We start from the raw sequence: 18,324 nt of genomic DNA, 5'->3' as shown, positions 1-18,324 counted from the left end.
CCCTATCCGCTTCAAGCGAATAGGGACTCGGCTGATTTTTTGAAATTAATACTGGCGGCAATAACCATCAAGTATAAACCTGTGCCTGATTATCAGATTAGTCTTGTTCGATCAGGCCGTACTTGCCGTCATTGCGTTTGTAAACAACGCTTACTTCAGAAGTCTCAATGTTGGAGAATACAAAGAAATTATGTCCAACCATGTTCATCTGCAGAATGGCTTCCTCGACATCCATAGGCTTCAGGGTGAAGCGCTTGTTCCGCACTACTTCCAAATCATCGTAATCCTGTTCTTCAACGGCGACGCTACTCGCCGGTTCTTCCACAAAGATGGTCTTCAGGCTGCCTTCCTGGCGGAACTTACGGTTGAGTTTGGTTTTGTGCTTGCGGATCTGCCGTTCCAGCTTGTCCACAACAGCATCAATAGATGCATACATGTCGTCGCTGCGGTCTTCTGCACGAAGTGTCACGCCGGCCAGCGGAATCGTTACTTCCACCGTATGAAGGCCGCGGACTACGCTAAGCGTCACATATCCTTCTGAGGTAGGGGGTGCATCGAAATACTTCTCAAGTCTGCTGAGCTTCTTATCAACATAATCTCTCAAAGCATCTGTCACTTCAATTTGTTGACCTCGAATGCTGAATTGCATAGGGCACTCCTCCTTTGTTTACGTTCCCATTATACCAAATTGTCAGCGCTAAGTAAAAAGCAATTCGTTACAGACTTTACATTTACCTAACATTAATCTACAGCTTTCTATATTTAAAAATAAACAAAGTCCGGACGGGGCAATCAGGCTGCCCTCATCCGGACCATGTCTAGCCGCTTATATTATTCCTAGACGGCCCGAATTTATAATAGCAAATTCCTTACAGAACGCCAGATTCGGGCTGTATTAAGCTTTAAGGCTGTTTCGTATGAATCCGTAAAATTTCTACCGGTGACCATGATGTTCCGCTGCCTGCAATGACATACACTTTATAACCAGTATCAGCCGTCAGACCACTAAGAGCCAGTGTCTGTCTTACTCCCGGCACCGGTGTAAGGCCGCCGCTCCAAGGTGCAGCAAGCTGTACACCGGAACTGTTTTGGCCTGCTGCAATCTGTGCTGCAGTAGGCTGGGTAGCGTCAGCAGGAAGCACCACATACCGTACAGGTGTGGCTACACCGCCCGTCTGGCCGTAGGTTACATAAACATCAGCCGTTACTGTCCCCATTGTGCCGGGGCTAAGTTCAGTGATGGCTCCACCGCTGGCAGAGGCAGTAGTTAACCGGAGAGTATAAACCCCTGACCAGCTGCCTGCAGTATCAGTAACCGCAATATAGGCCGCGTACTCAGTACTTGCCTGCAATCCGTAAACCGAGAATGACACAGTGCTGCCGGCGGTAGCATCCGTAGAACCTGCATTCACACCTGCCGTGCCGGTTGCAGTCAGACCGTCACGAACCTGCAGATGGTTAGGCGCGACCGCTGTACTGCTGTACGGGGCAACAACATAATAAACGGCTCCTGTCACTGAAGGGGTCATATATACATCTGCCGTAACAGAGCCCACATGTCCATAAGTTATTCCGCTAACGGTTGGAGCAGTGCTTCCACCGCCACCTCCGCCACCTCCGCCACCTCCGCCGCTACCTCCTCCAGCCGGGCTGGTAGGGGTTGCCGTCGGAGTTGGAGTGGCCGTTGCAGACGGGGTAGCTGTAGGTGTAGGAGTTGGCGTGATTGTACCGCCTGGCTTATTCGCCGCCGAGTTCCCGATGATACCTACTGCTTCAGCTCTGGTCAGAGCCTTTTTCGGACCGAAGGTTCCATCCGGATAACCGTTAATGATACTCTTGGCAGCCGCGGCTGCGACTGCTCCTTTAGCCCATGAGGCAATTTGAGCACTATCCTTGAATGTCAGCGTTGTGGTGCTAGTATTCAAACTGAGGAGCTTGGCAGTAATCACTGCAGCTTCCTGACGGGTAATTGGACTGGTAGCACGGAAAGTATTATTCTCATATCCGCCAATATATCCGGCTCTTACAGCTTTGGCCACTTCGCTGTAAGCCCAGTTGGTGCTCTTGAGATCTGTAAACGTGATTGCTGCCGTGTCCGTAAATCCAAACAGGCGGTTTACCAATGCAACATACTCGCCACGGGTAATCGCATTATTCGGTTTTACCGTCCCGTCAGCATAACCTTGCAGGTACCCTTTATCGAGCCAGTCCTGTAGCTGACTCTGTGCCCAGTGTCCCTGAATATCCTTGGCCGTTGCTGCAGAGACACTTCCAAGAGCCCCGAACAACATGCTGATTCCGAGTATTCCAGTCATCAAACCGCGCCACATCTTCTTCATTCTGCTATCCATCCTCCTAAAAGTTTGATTGCGCATCCCTCCATGGCTGTAACCATTGGCTTGCAATTATCATTCTTGGAAGCATGCGCTTACATTTGTGGACCTCCGCGTTATTAAATCCGTTTTATACAACATATCTGCTTCAGGAAGCATACTCTACGTACTGACAGCTTAGGCAGCATAGTGTAATTCATTCCTTTATGTGTAGACACATTTCACTGTACTGCAGAAGGGCATTAGCTTCACGATATCGCTTTTCACACCTTTCTCAACCATACGCCTAAGCTACGAATAGTCTGCATCGAGGCAAGATCGTAGGCCCAACATCCGTTATTACCCATTTTTTTCATAACCCTAACAGATTATTGGGAATTCATGTTAGCTTTGACGTTTTCGCTGTAGGATTAGCGCTTTCAGAACAATAAAAAAAGACCCCGGGAGAATCCCAGGGTCCCTGCTAGCGTTGTCTAAATTGCTAACCATCTACCATATATGTAGGTCGGCTGCGCCGGATGATTATAATTTGATGACGTTAGCTGCTTGTGGTCCGCGTGCGCCTTCAACGATGTCAAACTCTACGGATTGACCTTCATCCAAAGTTTTGAAGCCTTCAGTTTGGATTGCGGAGAAGTGTACGAATACGTCGCCACCATCGGCAGTTTCGATGAAGCCATAGCCTTTTTCTGCGTTAAACCATTTTACTTTACCTTCCATTGATTAAACATTCCCTTCGTCATCAGATGAACGTGAGTCTTGCCCACAACTCGACTATACCACCGCAGCTTCTTCATTGTCAATTGGAAAAGTAAATGTTTACTTTCAATAATTTACCACCCGCAAATTTAAACAAATCAGCTTCAAGTGTGATCATTTCATCAAAAAGGAGCAGACGCTATATAATACCCGCCTGCTCCTGAGCTGAAACATTAAGAAATATTATTTTTTGCGGTCCATTAGAATGCTGTCAGGGGTGTAGGCGGCCTCGTAGGCGTTGCGTTGAGCTTTGGCTTGGTTACGTTTCAGCAGCCAGTCCCGTGCCTCTAACCGGTGGGCATTCATTCGAGCCATAATAGCAGGGTCGTGTTCCAGGATCCGACCCAATACAGCTTTTTGCGCAGAGGTCATTCGACATTGTTCGGCTTCATTTGCTATCGAATCTACAAACTTCTGTCGTCTATATACAAACTCTTCCAATTCCTCATGTGGGCCATCTATGGGTCTTGAAACGATCTCAACGGTAAGCTGCTCCAGTTCCTCCAGCAGCTTATCCATGCTGCTGCGTTTGACCTGCAGACATCTTTGCAGCTTGTGCAAAGGTCTGGCGAAGCTCCATGAGATAGCCGATGGCTTCCTCTCCGGCTGTCTTGGATTTATTGATATTGGTTTCCGTAAATAAATGATCAATGTATTCATACATAGATTTTAATCCTGCAGAGACTTCATAAGAAGAGTCTAAGGTGTTGCTCAGCTCCTTGATGATAGCCCGGGCTTTACCTACATTTATACTTAACCCGCTGTAATCTGCGGTATCTATTCCTTCCAAAGCGGCTCGACCAAAACGAATGGCTCCATCGTACAGCATCAGCAGCAATTGTGAAGGGCTGGATGTAGATACAGCGGATTGACGGTACTTCTCGTAAGGAGATGTTATCATCATTGTTGGCTCACTCCTTTATCCTTTATCAGTTTTTTGGTTACGAGGTGAACAAACTGCCCAAGCTGGCAGACTGGCTGTTATATTGAGACATTGCAGTTTCCATCGCTGTAAACTTTTTATAATAATTATTTTCAATGTCAGTGAGTCTATCTGTCAGGTTAGCTATCCGTGTATTGAAGTCCTTTAATCGCTTTCCCATTGTACTCTCAGTTTTATAGGCGACTGTAAGGTCTGTTGAGTATTTAGAGGTCCCTGCTTTTAACACCAGTTTATCCAAGGTGCCATTGATTTCACTTGATATTTTATCAAACAATCCTCCTTGACTCGCAGTACCTTGGAAAATAGCAGCTGTTCCCTGAGGATTATTCTCAAAGGCCTGCTTTAATTTATCCTCATCCAGAATAAGCTTACCATTCTCATAATATAGTCCTGTTGTTACACCAACATTGCTTAGGGCTCCGAGCTGCTCCATAACTGCCGCACGCATGGATGAGATCGTTGACTTAAGTACATCATCATTCCTAAGCAACCCGCTTTTTGCTTTCTTTTCCCACAGTTCAATGTCATTTTCTTTCATCGCCTGTTTCTGCTCATCAGTAAGCGGAGTAAAGTCCTTATAGCGCTCCTCATTTACTTTAGTAGTTAAAGTATTGAGCAGATCATTATAATCCTGAATAAAGCTCTTAACCGTTTCAACAGCCTTAGAAGTATCTGTTTCTGTATTAATAGTGGCTGTGGTATTCTCGGCCAGAAGCGTTACATTGATACCGTTAATTTTGAAGGTATTGCTGGCGAAAGTCATTTTATCAGAACCATTTATCTTGACCTCGGCAGCCTGATAAGCTGGCTTACTTACTGTCCCGGAGCCAAATAACGACAAGAAGTTATCGCTTGTCCCCATTTCAACTTTACCTTTGTCACTGTAAGTCTTTGAGGCTATAGTTAACTTACCAGTTACTTCATCAAATTTTGCTGTAACATTCCCCTTCTCGGATTTATTGATTTTCGCCAATGCTTCATTTATGGTTAAGTTGGCATCAAGCTCAAGCGTGTCACCGTTCAGAGTGATCTTGTACTTACCATCCGCAGGAGCTGTAATGTTATTAGCTTTTTGAAAATCAGAGAGCTTTGAACCTGCAGTTAGCCTCGTGCTTGAGCCAGCTAAATTCATTCCTGCTGTTTCCACGGTAGCCGGTTTCGCAAGTTTAATAATTTCCATAGTCATTGGTATTCCGTTAGCATCAGATGTTGACTCAGCTTTTAGAGCAGACGTATTACCTGTAACAACAGCCTTCTGAGTAATCATAGAAGCAGAGTTGTCATATTTAGCCAATAGCTTATTATTACGAAAATCAACAAGTTTGCTGTTTATCTCCCTGTAGTTGTCTCTCTGCCATTCCAGAATCGTTTTATCCTGATTCAGCTTGGTTAGAGGCTGTCTTCTTGCATTCATCATTTCCTTCACAATACTCTCAACATCTAACCCTGAGGACATCCCGCTTACTCGAATCGCCATGCTTGTACTCCCTTCATTAAAAACTTATACTTTCTCGTCTACCAATATCCCGGCAATATGCATCATATTCGCTACAAGATCAAGCGTTTTTTCAGAGGGAATCTCTCTGATTAGCTCGCCAGTTTCCTTGTTTAGCACCTTCACCATAATTGCTTTGGTTTCTTTGTGAACACTAACTTCAAAGCTCTTCTCCGGGCCTTCCAAAGCCTTCAGCGCTTTATCCAAGGCTTTGATCACCTGCTCTTCTCCTGCTGAAAAGGCAACACCTTGACTTTCCAGCCGCTTCATCTGGCTACCGCTTCTAACCTGTTCAATTGAAGTGGTCTCCGACGACTTTTCCACTTGTGGAACTGAGTTTGAACTACGTCCACTGTTACCAAACTGACTATACGAATTTGAAGATTGAATCTCCATTAAGCAACCCCCCGGCGCGACTCATGTATAGTTTATATATCGGCACTTTTCATTTGCAAATTAATACAATAGTCAATATATATTTATTCCTTATGTATGGAATGAAATACAAAAAGGGCTCTGAATTGACCAGAGCCCTTTTTGCTATAAATCTTAACGAAGCAATTGCAGTACGCCTTGCGGCTGTTGGTTAGCTTGAGCAAGCATAGCTTGAGCAGCCTGAGCAAGGATGGAATTCTTAGTCTGGGACATCATTTCCTTAGCCATGTCTACATCGCGAACACGGGATTCAGCGGCAGTCAGGTTTTCGGAAGAAGTGCTCAGGTTGTTGATAGTGTGCTCCAGACGGTTCTGGTTAGCACCCAGTTTACTTCTTTCCTGGGAAACAATTTCAATTGCATTGTTGATTACGGTAATTGCACTGTTCGCAGCATCCTTATCAGCTACGTTGATGACATACTCTGAAGCAGAGCCGTTCTTAACAGTGCTAGTTCCGTAAGTTACGTCAGCTACTCCACCATTCTGCAGAGTAACAGTCTGACCTGCAGTTTGCGTAGAAGAAGTCAGTCCCAGAGCTTTAGAACGCATATCGCCGATTGCCAGCTTCAGGTTCTGGTCCTTGTTAGCACCGATGTGGAAGTTAACAGATGCATCTGCACCTGCAGCACCGACAGCAGCTGTAGTATTAAAGCCAAGATCAGCAGCCGCAGAACTTCCCGTTACCGTACCGAAGGCAATTTGGCTAGCTGCGCCTTCTTTACCACTGGTAACCTGGAAACGGACTCTGTCTGTATCTGCTACAGCCAACGCTTGAACATCTACTAATTCTCTCTTAACAGCTGTTGGGTTAGCAGTGTTCCATGCTTGAATCTGTGTATTAATACCAGTCTTCAATGCAGAAGCCAGCACGGTCTTGTCAGTATAGTCCCCAGCCGCAAGAGTTACATTATAAGTGTTACCATCAATATTTACTGACAAGGCATCGTTTTTATCAAGACCTGCCGTAAATGTTGCGTCAGTTAATCCAGCTAAACCAGCAGCAACACCTGTAAATGAAGTTACACCATTACCTTTACCAGCATTAGCAGCTGCGGTAGTGATTTGAATGCTGCTTGAAAGTGCAGAGTTGGCTGTAAAGTCAACATCTGTGGCTGCTCCACCAAAACCTGCAGCCGAAGCATTAAATTGTGTTTCAATTTGTGCAGCCAACAAATCAGGTGTATTGTAAGTACCGTTTGCCAATGTCAGATCAACCGCAATGTTAGTTGCTCCACCGTCTTTAGTGTAGTTAACTGTCATTTTATTGTTTGCAGCATTACCATTTTCAGTAACATCTGTGGCTGTACCAGTCAATAATTTACTTGCTGCGTTACCACCAGTGATCTCAATTTTACTGTCAGCACCTTTACCACCATCAGTAATAACAAGTTTTCCACCGGAAGCAGATACAGAGATAGCACCTGCTCCAGCATTACCTGCGAAATAAGTTCCTGAATCTGTACCAGTATTAACGTGTGCAGTGTTGAAGGCCGCTCTTAATTTAGTTTGCAGATCATTAGCCACATCCGCAGCAGTGGTCAAAGTATCATTAAGCGTTATGGTACGAACAGCATTACCAATCTTCACAGTTAACTCATTGCTGTCTCCATCCAAAGATGCAGCTAATGCATCATCGAATGTTACGCCACTTGTAAGTTTACCGGATGTTCCATCATGGATGGTAACAGCTGCTGTAACCGCAGCACCAGTAGCTGTTCCTGCAGTTGCCGCATTTCTTACTACGAACTTGTCATCACCAGTACCAATTTTGTCAAGAGATGCTGCATTCTTAACCGCTGCTACTGCTTCAGTCTTGTTCTTCGAACCGTTGATCAGGCTCTGTGTATTGAATTCAGTAGTGTTACCAATACGGTTGATTTCATCAGCCAATTGGTTCACTTCGTCCTGGATGCTCTTACGGTCGCTGTCAGTGTTCGTTCCGTTCGCAGATTGTACTGCAAGTTCACGTACACGTTGCAGGATGGAGTGGGTTTCGTTCAATGCGCCTTCAGCTGTCTGAATCATCGAGATCGCATCCGAGGAGTTACGGGAAGCTTGATCCAAACCGCGGATCTGACCGCGCATTTTTTCGGAAATTGCCAGACCTGCTGCATCGTCGCCTGCACGGTTAATACGAAGACCAGAAGACAGCTTTTCAATGTTCTTGCTTTGGTTAGCAGTGTTAGTGCTAAGTTGGCGGTGAGTATTCTGCGCCGTGATATTGTGATTGATAATCATTGTGTATTTCCTCCCTGAAATTGGTTTGTCCACATCCATGTGGTAAGCACTGCCGTTAAGGTCGGCCGCCCTGCCGATCAGTGCCTAATATATATATCGTCTTCCTGCTATTTTTGTTAATAGTTAATTTGCAAATTTTGAAATTTATTTTTGCGGACGCATGCGTTCAATTAACGCATTCAAATTCAGAGCATTTGTTGCCGTCGACTCTTTATTGGCTTCCTTGATAGACAGATACACTTCCTGCCTGAAAATATCCACATGTCTGGGGGCTGAAATTCCTACCTTTACGCTATCCCCTTCCACTGCCAATATTGTAATTTCAATATTGTCTTGTATGATTATCGATTCGCCTTTTTTGCGGGTTAATACGAGCATAATTATTCACCGCCTTTTTGAGCTTCGTCACGGACTTCTCTCCACAACCGCTGCCGGACCTGATATTGTGATTTCACTAGAACAATCTGTTTCCCGGTACGATTAAGAGGATTCAGAACAATAGGAGCCAGCAGATTAACCGTTGATTGCTCTAATTGCTCCCTGACCGTTACAATAGCGCGGACCAGAAAAGCATCCTTGATCTCCAGCTCTTCAGCATCCTTATCAGGGAATTCGAATTCATACTCCGGATAAAACAGAAAGGGATCGGTAAGCAGAAACGAAAGACTGTCTGTCTTAAGAGATTGCAGATATGAGAATTGCCCTCCCTCTACTTCAATAACCGCAAACTCTGTTTCTTCCTCAAAACCGGGAATTCCTTTTGAAAAAATATATATTTGTTCCTCGCTTATATCAAGTGTTCCCATAGTCGCTGTTTCTTTAATCATACTTCCCAGCACCTTTCCATTTATATTATCTAACAAAAAAAGCTATAGATGGTCACTATCAACCTATTCTATAGCCTTATTCTTTTACAATTGTACATCTAACTCCGGCGGGATAAAGCTTAGAGAAGGCTTCTGTCTAAGATACACCTCGACACTTGCAGGGCTGTAGCTGATTTCAGGCTTATTTTCCTTTGCCTCAATGTGCACCTCAGCCTTCCGGTATTCCATTTGCGGCGGAACTGGCTTGACCTCAATACGAACATTATCAACGGAGGCAGGCCCTCTTATCTCTGGAAAAGGAACCTTCTGCCAGTCTCCTCCATATACCTCTGCTATAGTGTTGCCTGGCTTATGAAAATTAGCCATACGTTCACCTTGCTCCATCCGCTTCGCAATCCCCTGCAGCCATAGCTGTTCAACGCCTGAATAAATGCGTTCACTCATCTCACGGTAGGTGCCGCCTGTATAGGCAGCACGAGCTGCAGACTGATCAATCGTCATTTCCGCTTCAAACTGCTGTATCTTTAATTCTCCCGGTGTAGTTGTAATTTGCAGGTCAGCCTTAGGTTGAGTAATCGAGAGTTTCCCTGCCGTAGTATCTAGACCAATCAGAGCAGGAGTCTGACGGATTTGTACTATAGACTGCATCAGCTAATTCCCCTTTATCTAATAAAGTCGACAAGGGTGGATTGAATGATTTTGGCACCTACTGACAACGAAGCGTTATAAACATTCTCTTGAATCTTGGATTGCATGAGCATTTCGGCGTAATCGCCGTCTTCCGTCTTGGATTGAAGATCGGTAAGGTTAACCTCCAGGTCACCCAGACGGTTCTCCATCAATTCTATACGGTTAACCTTTGCTCCGATATTAGCTTGTACAGCCAGCATTTTATTGATTCTATCGTCGAGATTGGAAAGCTCAGAAGAAATAGCTGCAGTGTCTCCGGAAGCAAGTGCAGCAGAAATCCGGTCAATGACGGCAAAAATATTGTCTTGATCCGGTTCTATTGTACCGTCCTCTTTAACTGTGGATGATCCAAAAACTTCATTCCCGGTAACATTAATAGGCAATTGCACACTGTCTCCAACCGAGTAATTTACAAGTCCATGATCTGTGGTGACAAGGGCTGCACCTGAAATATCAAGATTGCCATCCTCTCCGGTCGTAAAATCGAAGGGCTTAATATCATAATTTTGTCCATTAAAAATAAACTTTCCGTTGAATTGGCTGTTGCCTATATCAACCAGCTGTTCTTTAAGCTGCATTACTTCTTCATTAATACTGTTAAGTGCTTCCTGGGGATTAGAGCCGTTGGCCCCTTTAACGGATAATTCTCTCAAGCGCTGAACTACCTCTCCCGCCTGAGTCATTACAGTGTCATTAAACTCGAGCCAGGACAGGGCACTGGTCACATTCTCCTGATATTGCTCATTTGAAGACAGCTCTGCACGGTAACGAAGGGAATAGGTAATCCCTACCGGATCGTCAGACGGTTTATTGATCTTGCGGCCTGTTGCCAGCTGCAGCTGCGTATCATTCATCGTACGCGCATTACGGTTCAGGTTAAGGAGCAACTGTGAGTTCATCATATTGGAAGTAACTCTTAACATGCTTTAACTACTCCTTTCTTTATCTGCCTACAGTACCGGTAGAGTTAATTAATTTATCGAGCATTTCATCATAAGTGGTCATAAATCGTGCAGCGGCGCTATAAGCATGCTGGAACACCAGCATATTGGACATTTCTTCATCAAGAGACACCCCGCTGACGGATTGCCTGCGAGCATTCACTTGCTCTACAAGTGAATTGGAATTTTCAGTCTGGCGCGTAGCTTCCTGAGCCTGAACACCAAGCTGCCCGATCAATGTTTTGTAAAAAGCGCTTGGAGTCGTTGTAATTCCCGTTGTAGGTGAAGTGAATGATCCTAATTGCTGCGTGGACAGCAGTAGCGCTAGTGTATTATTTCCTTTAACGACCTTTTCAGAATCATCCTTACCACTGGTGCGCAGCGAAGTAGCGAGCAAATTAGTATCACTTGCAATCTCACTATTAAAGGTTATGTTACCCGCAGTAATTCCTGTATCGCTTCCGCTGGTTGTGAATAAAGGTTTACCGGGATTAAGTGTACCGTCCATTGTATACCCTAATTGATGCAGGCCGTTAAGACCGGCAACAGTTGTCTTAACATCGGAATTTAAGGTAGCCCCTCTAGGGAAAGAAGAACCGGCTGCTAGCATGGACACAGCCCCGTCAGCACCGGTTATGCTGACCTCATTAGTTAAAATGGTCCCTTCAGGAAGTACAGAACCCTTAGGCAGAGTAACCTGTACATCCCCTGTAGCAATCGTATTAGCAATATTATCGAGCTGGGATTTATAATCAGCCACATTGTTCTTACTGGATGAAATCATCCCGAATACTTCCCCGGATTTCAGATCTCCGGAGGCATAAGCGTTATTCAGCAACTCGCTGTTAACTGTTGCAGCAACGGTCCCGCCTTGAACCAGCAGTACGCCTCCAAGTGAAATATTATATCCGTTTTCGGCTTGTACAACGTTAATGTTGGCGATCTTGGATAATTTATCTGTCAGCAAATCACGCTGGTCTCGCAGATCATTGGCCTTATCTCCCATACTTTCGATCTTGAAAATAGATGAGTTAAGGTTAGCGATGGAAGAAATATAGCCCTGTATTTCGGTTCCTTTTACCGTGACACTTGAAGCCAGATCAGTATCCAGGTTATCCAGCTGCCTGCTCATATAATTAAGCGCATCTGTTAAGGATTGTGCTGTTTGTACGACTATTTTGCGTGCTGTACTGTCTTCCGGATTCTTGCTTAAATCAGACCATGATTTCCAAAAGTTATCTAATACTGTGCTTAAGCCGGTATCTGAAGGTTCGGCAAATATGGCTTCCAGCTTGTCCAACGTATCAGACTGAATCGACCAGCTGCCAAATGAAGAATTTTCACCACGAAACTGATCGTCAAGGAAGGTTTCACGGATCCGGTCAATAGATCCAAATTCTACACCTGTGCCAAGCTGCCCGGGAACTGTGGAATTGTTAAGCCCATAAGCTTCGATAGGGATGGAGGCCTTCATATTTACACGCTGACGTGTGTAGCCTTCTGTATTCGCATTTGCGATATTATGTCCGGTGGTGCTGAGTGCAGCGGTCTGGGTAAAAAGGCTCCGTCTTGCCGTCTCGATTGAATGAAATGTGGATGTCACTGCATATTCCTCCCTATGATTGCTCCGGCAAAACGGCCTGCAGCAGGATGAGCCTACCCGCGGGCGTCAAAAAGACCTGGCCGGGCATTGTTATAGCCCTTATCGGCCGGATGATGATATGTGAATTCCTGGTTCGGTCTTCCGACAAGCAAATCCAGGGAATAGTCTATAAAGGTAAGCGACTGCTCAATCAGCTTCTGATTCAGCTCGTTAGCCTGCTTCAAGCGCTGCAACGTGTCTGAAAGCTTCTGCTGGATCTGCTGCAGGCGCGATTTGTGATCGGGATCAAATACAAGACGGGACAGCTCGGTTATATTCAGGTTGAGATTAGAACGGATGCCTACTCCCTGCAAGAAGGCATGAGTAGCCTCTGAACGCTGCTCTTCAAGCTGCCCGATCAACTTCACTAGTTTAGACTCGCGGTTCATGATGTCAATGAGAACATCCACCTTGTTGTCCATAATCGTCTGCTTCTTGATAGCGGCCAAATCAAGCATCTGAAGATGCGTGTCATCCAGCCGCTCAAGGAGTTCAAGTAATTTCGTCAATGCCATGGATGAATTCACCTAATTCTCGGAGGATTGCTTAAAGTAGGGGGCGAGTGAGTCTGCGAGTTTGGCTGCGTCAACTTGGTAGGTACCTGCGGATACTTGCTGTTTCAGGCTCTCGATCTTGTTTGCACGTTCTGCATCAATCTTGCTGCTGTTCTGGGCTTTCAGAAGCTGGATGGCTTCATCAGATATTGAAACCTCGTCCTTACGTGAACTTTTCTTGATCTGCTCCTGGCGCTGTGCTTCCGCATTGCGCTGATACGGGTTAATGGGGTTAATTCGTCCGGTCTCGTTAATTTTCATAACTTCCACCTTCCTTTTAAAATAAAAAAACCGATAATCTTTACTAAGTTTATCGGCCTTAATTGAATCAATCTTTATAGCTGTAAACGTTTTTTCCAAGATTTTATTAATTACGGAACTTATCTACGGCTCGGTAAGTGGCTTTATTCGACTCTTTGTTATTCCTTGCACTCTCTGCTGCCGCGCTTTCTCTAGCTGCATTGTTAAGATCTTTGCTTAACCGTGCACGGCAGCTGTCACACATATGCCCCTCGCGGATAAGGGTGCCGCACACCTCACAGGGCAGCATCATATTTGGCGCATTTGCTATAGAAATCCGGCCTTCACGGATAAACCGGGTGATCTCTTTAATAGGAATTTCAGTAGCATCGGACAGCTCCTGAATATTGGTGCCACGATTCTTGCGCAAATATTCTGCGCAGATCACATATTGATTCTCAAGTTCTTTGATACAATGCTGGCAAAGCTCCATCACATTTTTGACATATAAGCGGCCGCATCTTGGACAATTATCTACATTCATTTTACCCGCGGCTCCTTCCCTTACATTTTGTGCAGTGCATAAATAACTTATGCTTAGATTACATGATTGAATAAACTTCGTCTAGCTTTAGTATCGGTTATAATGACGGAACTTGTAATGCCTGGCATCATAATAATCATTTCACAGGCAAAGCAATATTACCTTAGAGTCTTTTTTGGTAAGTACGCTCCAATCAAATTAAGATTAAGAACGGGCCCACGTCAGGCTATAAATCTCTGCATCTCTTCTATGACTTGCGCACATCAGCTGTACCGCTTCTGCACACGCACGAATGGTACTGCCTGTAGTGTAAATATCATCAATGATGAGAATCTGCAGCGGCCGGCCGGGAGCTTTTACTTGAGACAACCAGCTGTTGAATTGTGCTTTGACTGAATTATCAGAATTTGCGGCAAAAGCATACTTCATATCTGCGATGCGCTCTGCCCTGCTTTTAAAGCTCTGTTTGCCGGTATGGTGGGTACGGACAAGGAGCGGGAGCTGCGGAATCCTCCTGACTCTGGACAACACATCTGCCAGGCGCTCAGCCTGGTTAAAACCGCGCTCCATAAGGCGCGAATCCGAGACGGGTACAGGAACAAGCAGGTCGGCGTGCCACAGGCTGGCTGGATTGGCCCTCTTTTTTCGTAGGAAATGATGTTCAGGTAACTGCCGAGATTGGACCTGTGTGAAGTTTTGGGGATGGTCTATATAAGCTTTTAGCTGTATGTATGCACGATCCAGCATCAGACCCAGCAACGGTGCAAGCCGCTCATGCCCCCTATATTTATAGCGTCCCAGCAATTCACGCATGACCGGTGTATAGGCTACTGCACTCCGGTTGTAGAGAATAGGTGCGGATTGACCGCTCCGGTTGCAGTCCGGACAACCGGTGTGGCGGCCGCATTTCTGGCAGCGGGGCTGACGGATCCAGGGAATACCAGCCTCGCAGCCTGTGCAGATGCCTGGCAGTCCGGCTGACGGGCGGCCGTTTTTACTGCAGATCAGACAGCAGATCATTGCGGGAGCAAGCAAGGAGCGGATACCGTTTATCCAATCGTTTAAAGGATTCATCGTCATTTCCTCCCTTTCAGGTAACCCTGCCTGCGGGCAATGGCATTCATCGTACGGATCTGGGCAATCGCTTTGCGCTGGGAGCTCGTCCACCGCGGAGAGAGAAACAGCACCGTGCCTGCGGGGTCTTCCTGCGAACGTCCTGCCCTTCCCGCCATCTGCACGAGTGAAGCCTCATCGAACAGACTGCTGTCTGCATCCAATATATATACATCGCTGCGCGGAACCGTCACTCCCCGCTCCAGAATGGTTGTGGTAATCAGGATTCTAATCTCCCGTTCACGGAAGGCCGTTACTTTGCCGGCACGGAAAGGATCCTCGGAAGAGGTTCCCTCAATGCTGATTTCAGGATAAGTCCGGCGCAACACCCCCCGTATTGGCTCAATATGGGCAATGCGTGACACGAACAGAAACACCTGCGCTTCCCGTGCCAACGATCCGCGCAGTGCCTCTATAAATGCCCGGGGCAGCCGGCCCTTTTTGATACACAGATGTACCGGATTCATCGTCAAATGCTGCGGTACCGGCAACGGATGACCGTGAAAGCGCACCGGCACTTTTGCATGCGGCAGCCTGCCGAAGCTGGCCTGTCTTTGCAGCTGCCGCGGCGGCGTTGCTGACAAAAAGATAAAGGCTCCGTCCGGCTTGCAGGCTTGTCCGGCTGCAAAAGCCAGCATGGGATCGTTGTGATACGGAAACGCATCAAGCTCGTCGATAATGACCAGATCAAAGGCCTGATGGAACCGCATTAGCTGGTGCGTAGTTGCGATGGTAATCCGGCCCGGAATCCAGCGGTCCGGACTGCCGCCGTACAGCACGGCCAGCGTCTCAGCCGGGAAGGCCCGCGCCATCCGCGGGGCCAGCTCCAGCACGACGTCGCGCCGCGGCATCGCCACCAGTGCCCGCCCTCCGGCGGCGAGCACTGCATCCAGGAGCGGGAAGGTGATCTCCGTCTTCCCCGCTCCCGTCACCGCCCAGAGCAGGAACCGCTCTGGGCCCCGCCCGGCTGCGCGCCTCCCCCGCGCAGCCAGAAACCCCAGTGCAGCCCCGGCGGCCCCCGCCTGGGCTGCACTAAGCCCCCACCGGCGCGCTGCTGCGGTGGGGCTGGTCCCGGCCGCTGTGCACCGCACGGCCGGGGAGGCCGCGCTGCGGATCAGCAGCGCGCAGGACCGGCTGCGCCCGAGCGCGAGGCAGGCCTCGCAATAGGCGCAGCAGAGCAGGCCGCACGCCGCGCAGGGCGTGCGGCCCGTGGCCGCGCTGCCGCAGCGCAGGCAGCGCGCATCCGCGCGGCGGCGGACAGCGCCGCGCCAGAGCAGCGGCGGCAGGCGAAGCGCCGCCCGCACCGCCTTCCAGCGGATGCTGCCCGTTCCGCTGACATCCCCGCCTCCGCCGCTCGCGCTTTCATGGCCCACAGCGGCCTCCAGCTTGAGCCGCCCCTGCAGATGGGCAAGCTGGGCAGCAGCCCTCCAGCTGATTCCAGTTCCTTCAGCCTGCTCTTCCAGCAAAGCCTCCACTTCCGGCTGCAAAAGAGAGCGGCCGGACAGCAGTGCGGCAAGGCGGTCTGCGTTACGACTCAATTCCTGCATAAAACAAGGAGTATCAATCCGAAGCTCCTCTTCATCACTCGATCCGCCTGCATCACGCTCACTCCATCCGGCCCGGCCATCTCCCATATCCCGCACATCGAATAGCTCCCAAGCCCACTCCTCCATCCGCTGCCCCCGGGCTGTTTCCTCTGCCCGGATCTCCCTTTTAAGAATATCTATGATACAGGCCCGCCAATCTGCTGCTGTCCATTTCTGCATAGCATAGCTGTATTCCATCTTCTCCCTGAGCTTCACACCCCACCCGAGAGGCATTCCGGATGACAGCATCACAAGTCCATCCGACTTATTGCTATTCCAGCCGCACTCTTCCCTCCCGCTCCACCATAACCAGTCAACCGCAGGAAACACCGAGATCCATAGCTTCCACCGCCCTTCTGTTGCCGCTGCATAGACACTAACTCTCATAACATGCCGCCCCCTGCTTATAAAATAATCACCCTATCAGCGTAAATGCTGATCCTGATAAAGGTCCTGAATTACAGATCCCCATCTCCTGGCTTTTTTCTCGCTGCTATAGCTTTGGCAATCAGGTAAACACAAAAAAGCACACTCCCCCGAACTGGAGAGTGTGCTTCACCCGTTTCTTGCATATTGCATTAATATTCGCCGCGTATCGATTGCGATCCCCCGCTTCCCGGCATCCGCAGATCGATTACGGTCTGCCGTTCCTGCATACCCTGAAGCTGCATCAGCGGTACGAATTCAATTGCGGAGCCGCTCCGGGCCAGTCTGACTGCTACGGCTACCGTGCTGTCCCTGGATTCGTCATCCATCAGGGTTACCTGGTAGGCTTTGCCCGCCCGGAATGCCCGCCACGCAAGCATCCGGATATACCCTTCAATTACCGCCTCATGATTGCGGGTAATCAGAATATAATGAAGCCGCTTGCTGAACCGTCCGGCATGCCGGGTACGTTCCCGGTGTTTCAGGATATGAACGAGAGCTACTGCCAATCCATAAACAGCCGCAATCCATATTAACTGGGCTACCATGGAGATGCACCTCCTCTTATACCGACACTATATGCTGGTGCTTCGAGGTCGGTGACTGCCCATGGTCTCCGCGGCCTGAGAAACCCGTCTGCTCTAAATGCTATATATAGCGGACAGGGTCAGACTGCCTATTTCCGGATATTTATTTAAATCAGCATTTTGCAAAATTCGAATATAACTGCGACTGAACAATACGCTGACAGATGATAAAGCGCTCCCTGCCGTTATGTAATGTTGTTCCGGATCATTTGGATTCTCCAAAACGCTCAGTTAACGTTATGCCGGTTATAGGGTAACCCAGCCGTATTTAATCGAATTGATTACGGCTTGTGTACGGTCGTCAACTTCCATTTTCTGCAGGATGCTGCTGACATGGTTCTTGACGGTCTTTTCACTGATAAAGAGGTATTCTCCGATATTCTTGTTGCTCTTGCCTTCAGCCATCAGACGCAGCACCTCTGCCTCACGGCGGGTCAGCGGATTATTGTCGCCGGCAACGAACTTCACGCCCGCTTCCTTTACCGGAGTCTCAGCCATGGCACCTGTTTCGTTAAGGTATGTCATACGGCGCAGCTGGTTGATCAATTTGCCGGTAACTTTAGGATGAATGAACGCATGCCCTTCACATACGGAACGGATGGCATTGATCAGCGACTCCGCTTCCATGTCCTTCAGCAGATAGCCGTTGGCACCCTTGCGCAGTGTCTCGAATACATAACTCTCATCATCATGGATCGACAGAATGATAACCTTTACATCCGGGAACATTTCCCGGAGCTTCTGTGTAGCTTCTACACCATTTTCAACAGGCATGTTGATGTCCATCAGCACAATATCCGGTTTGTTGACGTTGCAGAACTCCAGTACCTGAATACCGTCACCGCATTCACCGATAACCTCGATGTCGTCCTCCATATTTAAAATCCGTTTAAGCCCTTCGCGAAACAACTGATGATCATCGGCCAAAAGTACTTTTATCGGCAATTTGCCAGAGCTTTGGTTCTCCATCA

At 47.7% G+C, this 18,324-nt stretch carries 20 protein-coding genes; all 20 read right to left on the bottom strand.

Annotation, left to right across the window (positions count from 1 at the left end; genetic code table 11):
- Window positions 1-97 precede the first annotated feature (97 nt).
- Window positions 98-649, bottom strand: coding sequence for a ribosome hibernation-promoting factor, HPF/YfiA family (hpf, locus tag BLR64_RS09730; protein ID WP_068724651.1), 552 nt, complete (start codon window positions 647-649; stop codon window positions 98-100).
- A 253-nt stretch (window positions 650-902) separates the two neighbouring features.
- A complete protein-coding gene (locus BLR64_RS09725; RefSeq protein WP_167360635.1) occupies window positions 903-2,339 on the bottom strand; it encodes an S-layer homology domain-containing protein in 1,437 nt (478 codons plus the stop codon).
- Between the two features lie 516 nt (window positions 2,340-2,855).
- A complete protein-coding gene (locus BLR64_RS09720; RefSeq protein ID WP_068724647.1) occupies window positions 2,856-3,053 on the bottom strand; it encodes a cold shock domain-containing protein in 198 nt (65 codons plus the stop codon).
- 222 nt (window positions 3,054-3,275) lie between these two features.
- Window positions 3,276-3,611: a flagellar protein FliT gene (gene fliT / locus BLR64_RS09715; protein WP_090713921.1), complete on the bottom strand. Its 336-nt coding sequence runs from the start codon at window positions 3,609-3,611 to the stop codon at window positions 3,276-3,278.
- Window positions 3,604-3,996, bottom strand: coding sequence for a flagellar export chaperone FliS (gene fliS / locus BLR64_RS09710; protein ID WP_341833377.1), 393 nt, complete (start codon window positions 3,994-3,996; stop codon window positions 3,604-3,606). Before fliS ends, fliT begins: the two co-directional genes overlap by 8 nt.
- A 37-nt stretch (window positions 3,997-4,033) precedes the next feature.
- Window positions 4,034-5,512 (bottom strand): flagellar filament capping protein FliD, encoded by a 1,479-nt coding sequence (gene fliD, locus BLR64_RS09705; RefSeq protein ID WP_090713920.1) that lies wholly within the window; start codon window positions 5,510-5,512, stop codon window positions 4,034-4,036.
- Window positions 5,513-5,536: 24 nt separating this feature from the next.
- Window positions 5,537-5,926, bottom strand: coding sequence for a flagellar protein FlaG (locus tag BLR64_RS09700; RefSeq protein ID WP_090713919.1), 390 nt, complete (start codon window positions 5,924-5,926; stop codon window positions 5,537-5,539).
- A gap of 153 nt (window positions 5,927-6,079) precedes the next feature.
- Window positions 6,080-8,203, bottom strand: a complete 2,124-nt coding sequence (locus BLR64_RS30990) for a flagellin N-terminal helical domain-containing protein (RefSeq protein ID WP_415841000.1) — start codon at window positions 8,201-8,203, stop codon at window positions 6,080-6,082.
- A gap of 144 nt (window positions 8,204-8,347) precedes the next feature.
- The gene (gene csrA / locus BLR64_RS09690) at window positions 8,348-8,581 is read right to left on the bottom strand and encodes a carbon storage regulator CsrA (RefSeq protein WP_090713917.1); all 234 of its coding nucleotides are present in this window, start codon (window positions 8,579-8,581) and stop codon (window positions 8,348-8,350) included.
- A gap of 2 nt (window positions 8,582-8,583) precedes the next feature.
- Complete coding sequence (gene fliW / locus BLR64_RS09685) at window positions 8,584-9,030, bottom strand: flagellar assembly protein FliW (protein WP_090713916.1); 447 nt, start codon at window positions 9,028-9,030, stop codon at window positions 8,584-8,586.
- Between the two features lie 84 nt (window positions 9,031-9,114).
- Window positions 9,115-9,678, bottom strand: coding sequence for a DUF6470 family protein (locus tag BLR64_RS09680; RefSeq protein ID WP_090713915.1), 564 nt, complete (start codon window positions 9,676-9,678; stop codon window positions 9,115-9,117).
- A gap of 14 nt (window positions 9,679-9,692) precedes the next feature.
- Window positions 9,693-10,643, bottom strand: coding sequence for a flagellar hook-associated protein FlgL (gene flgL / locus BLR64_RS09675; protein ID WP_090713914.1), 951 nt, complete (start codon window positions 10,641-10,643; stop codon window positions 9,693-9,695).
- Window positions 10,644-10,662: 19 nt separating this feature from the next.
- Window positions 10,663-12,264: a flagellar hook-associated protein FlgK gene (flgK, locus tag BLR64_RS09670; protein ID WP_090713913.1), complete on the bottom strand. Its 1,602-nt coding sequence runs from the start codon at window positions 12,262-12,264 to the stop codon at window positions 10,663-10,665.
- 53 nt (window positions 12,265-12,317) lie between these two features.
- The gene (locus tag BLR64_RS09665; protein ID WP_090713912.1) at window positions 12,318-12,818 is read right to left on the bottom strand and encodes a flagellar protein FlgN; all 501 of its coding nucleotides are present in this window, start codon (window positions 12,816-12,818) and stop codon (window positions 12,318-12,320) included.
- 12 nt (window positions 12,819-12,830) lie between these two features.
- A complete protein-coding gene (gene flgM / locus BLR64_RS09660) occupies window positions 12,831-13,118 on the bottom strand; it encodes a flagellar biosynthesis anti-sigma factor FlgM (protein ID WP_090713911.1) in 288 nt (95 codons plus the stop codon).
- Between the two features lie 106 nt (window positions 13,119-13,224).
- Entirely contained in the window at window positions 13,225-13,641 is a 417-nt protein-coding gene (locus BLR64_RS09655) for a TIGR03826 family flagellar region protein (protein ID WP_090713910.1), read from the bottom strand.
- 204 nt (window positions 13,642-13,845) lie between these two features.
- The gene (locus BLR64_RS09650; protein WP_090713909.1) at window positions 13,846-14,715 is read right to left on the bottom strand and encodes a ComF family protein; all 870 of its coding nucleotides are present in this window, start codon (window positions 14,713-14,715) and stop codon (window positions 13,846-13,848) included.
- A gap of 2 nt (window positions 14,716-14,717) precedes the next feature.
- Window positions 14,718-16,727, bottom strand: a complete 2,010-nt coding sequence (locus BLR64_RS09645) for a helicase-related protein (protein WP_090713908.1) — start codon at window positions 16,725-16,727, stop codon at window positions 14,718-14,720.
- Window positions 16,728-16,918: 191 nt separating this feature from the next.
- Complete coding sequence (locus tag BLR64_RS09640) at window positions 16,919-17,314, bottom strand: glycosyltransferase family 2 protein (protein WP_090713907.1); 396 nt, start codon at window positions 17,312-17,314, stop codon at window positions 16,919-16,921.
- A gap of 285 nt (window positions 17,315-17,599) precedes the next feature.
- Window positions 17,600-18,322 carry a response regulator transcription factor gene (locus BLR64_RS09635; RefSeq protein ID WP_068728002.1) on the bottom strand — a complete coding sequence of 241 codons (723 nt, stop codon included), beginning with the start codon at window positions 18,320-18,322 and terminating at the stop codon, window positions 17,600-17,602.
- Window positions 18,323-18,324: the final 2 nt, after the last annotated feature.

The sequence above is a fragment of the Paenibacillus typhae genome (assembly GCF_900099765.1).
Taxonomy (GTDB): domain Bacteria; phylum Bacillota; class Bacilli; order Paenibacillales; family Paenibacillaceae; genus Paenibacillus_AQ; species Paenibacillus_AQ typhae.
Note: the sequence above shows the minus strand (reverse complement) of the source record. Positions and strands in the feature narration are given on the sequence as shown.

Bases quoted from the DNA above. Each gene is read 5' to 3' on its own strand.
- BLR64_RS30990 (WP_415841000.1), bottom strand. From the start codon at position 8,203: ATGATTATCAATCACAATATCACGGCGCAGAATACTCACCGCCAACTT.
- BLR64_RS09640 (WP_090713907.1), bottom strand. From the start codon at position 17,314: ATGGTAGCCCAGTTAATATGGATTGCGGCTGTTTATGGATTGGCAGTA.
- fliW (WP_090713916.1), bottom strand. From the start codon at position 9,030: ATGATTAAAGAAACAGCGACTATGGGAACACTTGATATAAGCGAGGAA.
- BLR64_RS09665 (WP_090713912.1), bottom strand. From the start codon at position 12,818: ATGGCATTGACGAAATTACTTGAACTCCTTGAGCGGCTGGATGACACG.
- BLR64_RS09725 (WP_167360635.1), bottom strand. From the start codon at position 2,339: ATGAAGAAGATGTGGCGCGGTTTGATGACTGGAATACTCGGAATCAGC.
- fliS (WP_341833377.1), bottom strand. From the start codon at position 3,996: ATGATGATAACATCTCCTTACGAGAAGTACCGTCAATCCGCTGTATCT.
- flgM (WP_090713911.1), bottom strand. From the start codon at position 13,118: ATGAAAATTAACGAGACCGGACGAATTAACCCCATTAACCCGTATCAG.
- BLR64_RS09635 (WP_068728002.1), bottom strand. From the start codon at position 18,322: ATGGAGAACCAAAGCTCTGGCAAATTGCCGATAAAAGTACTTTTGGCC.
- BLR64_RS09650 (WP_090713909.1), bottom strand. From the start codon at position 14,715: ATGAATCCTTTAAACGATTGGATAAACGGTATCCGCTCCTTGCTTGCT.
- csrA (WP_090713917.1), bottom strand. From the start codon at position 8,581: ATGCTCGTATTAACCCGCAAAAAAGGCGAATCGATAATCATACAAGAC.
- flgL (WP_090713914.1), bottom strand. From the start codon at position 10,643: ATGTTAAGAGTTACTTCCAATATGATGAACTCACAGTTGCTCCTTAAC.
- fliT (WP_090713921.1), bottom strand. From the start codon at position 3,611: ATGGATAAGCTGCTGGAGGAACTGGAGCAGCTTACCGTTGAGATCGTT.
- BLR64_RS09655 (WP_090713910.1), bottom strand. From the start codon at position 13,641: ATGAATGTAGATAATTGTCCAAGATGCGGCCGCTTATATGTCAAAAAT.
- fliD (WP_090713920.1), bottom strand. From the start codon at position 5,512: ATGGCGATTCGAGTAAGCGGGATGTCCTCAGGGTTAGATGTTGAGAGT.
- hpf (WP_068724651.1), bottom strand. From the start codon at position 649: ATGCAATTCAGCATTCGAGGTCAACAAATTGAAGTGACAGATGCTTTG.
- BLR64_RS09700 (WP_090713919.1), bottom strand. From the start codon at position 5,926: ATGGAGATTCAATCTTCAAATTCGTATAGTCAGTTTGGTAACAGTGGA.
- BLR64_RS09680 (WP_090713915.1), bottom strand. From the start codon at position 9,678: ATGCAGTCTATAGTACAAATCCGTCAGACTCCTGCTCTGATTGGTCTA.
- BLR64_RS09720 (WP_068724647.1), bottom strand. From the start codon at position 3,053: ATGGAAGGTAAAGTAAAATGGTTTAACGCAGAAAAAGGCTATGGCTTC.
- BLR64_RS09645 (WP_090713908.1), bottom strand. From the start codon at position 16,727: ATGAGAGTTAGTGTCTATGCAGCGGCAACAGAAGGGCGGTGGAAGCTA.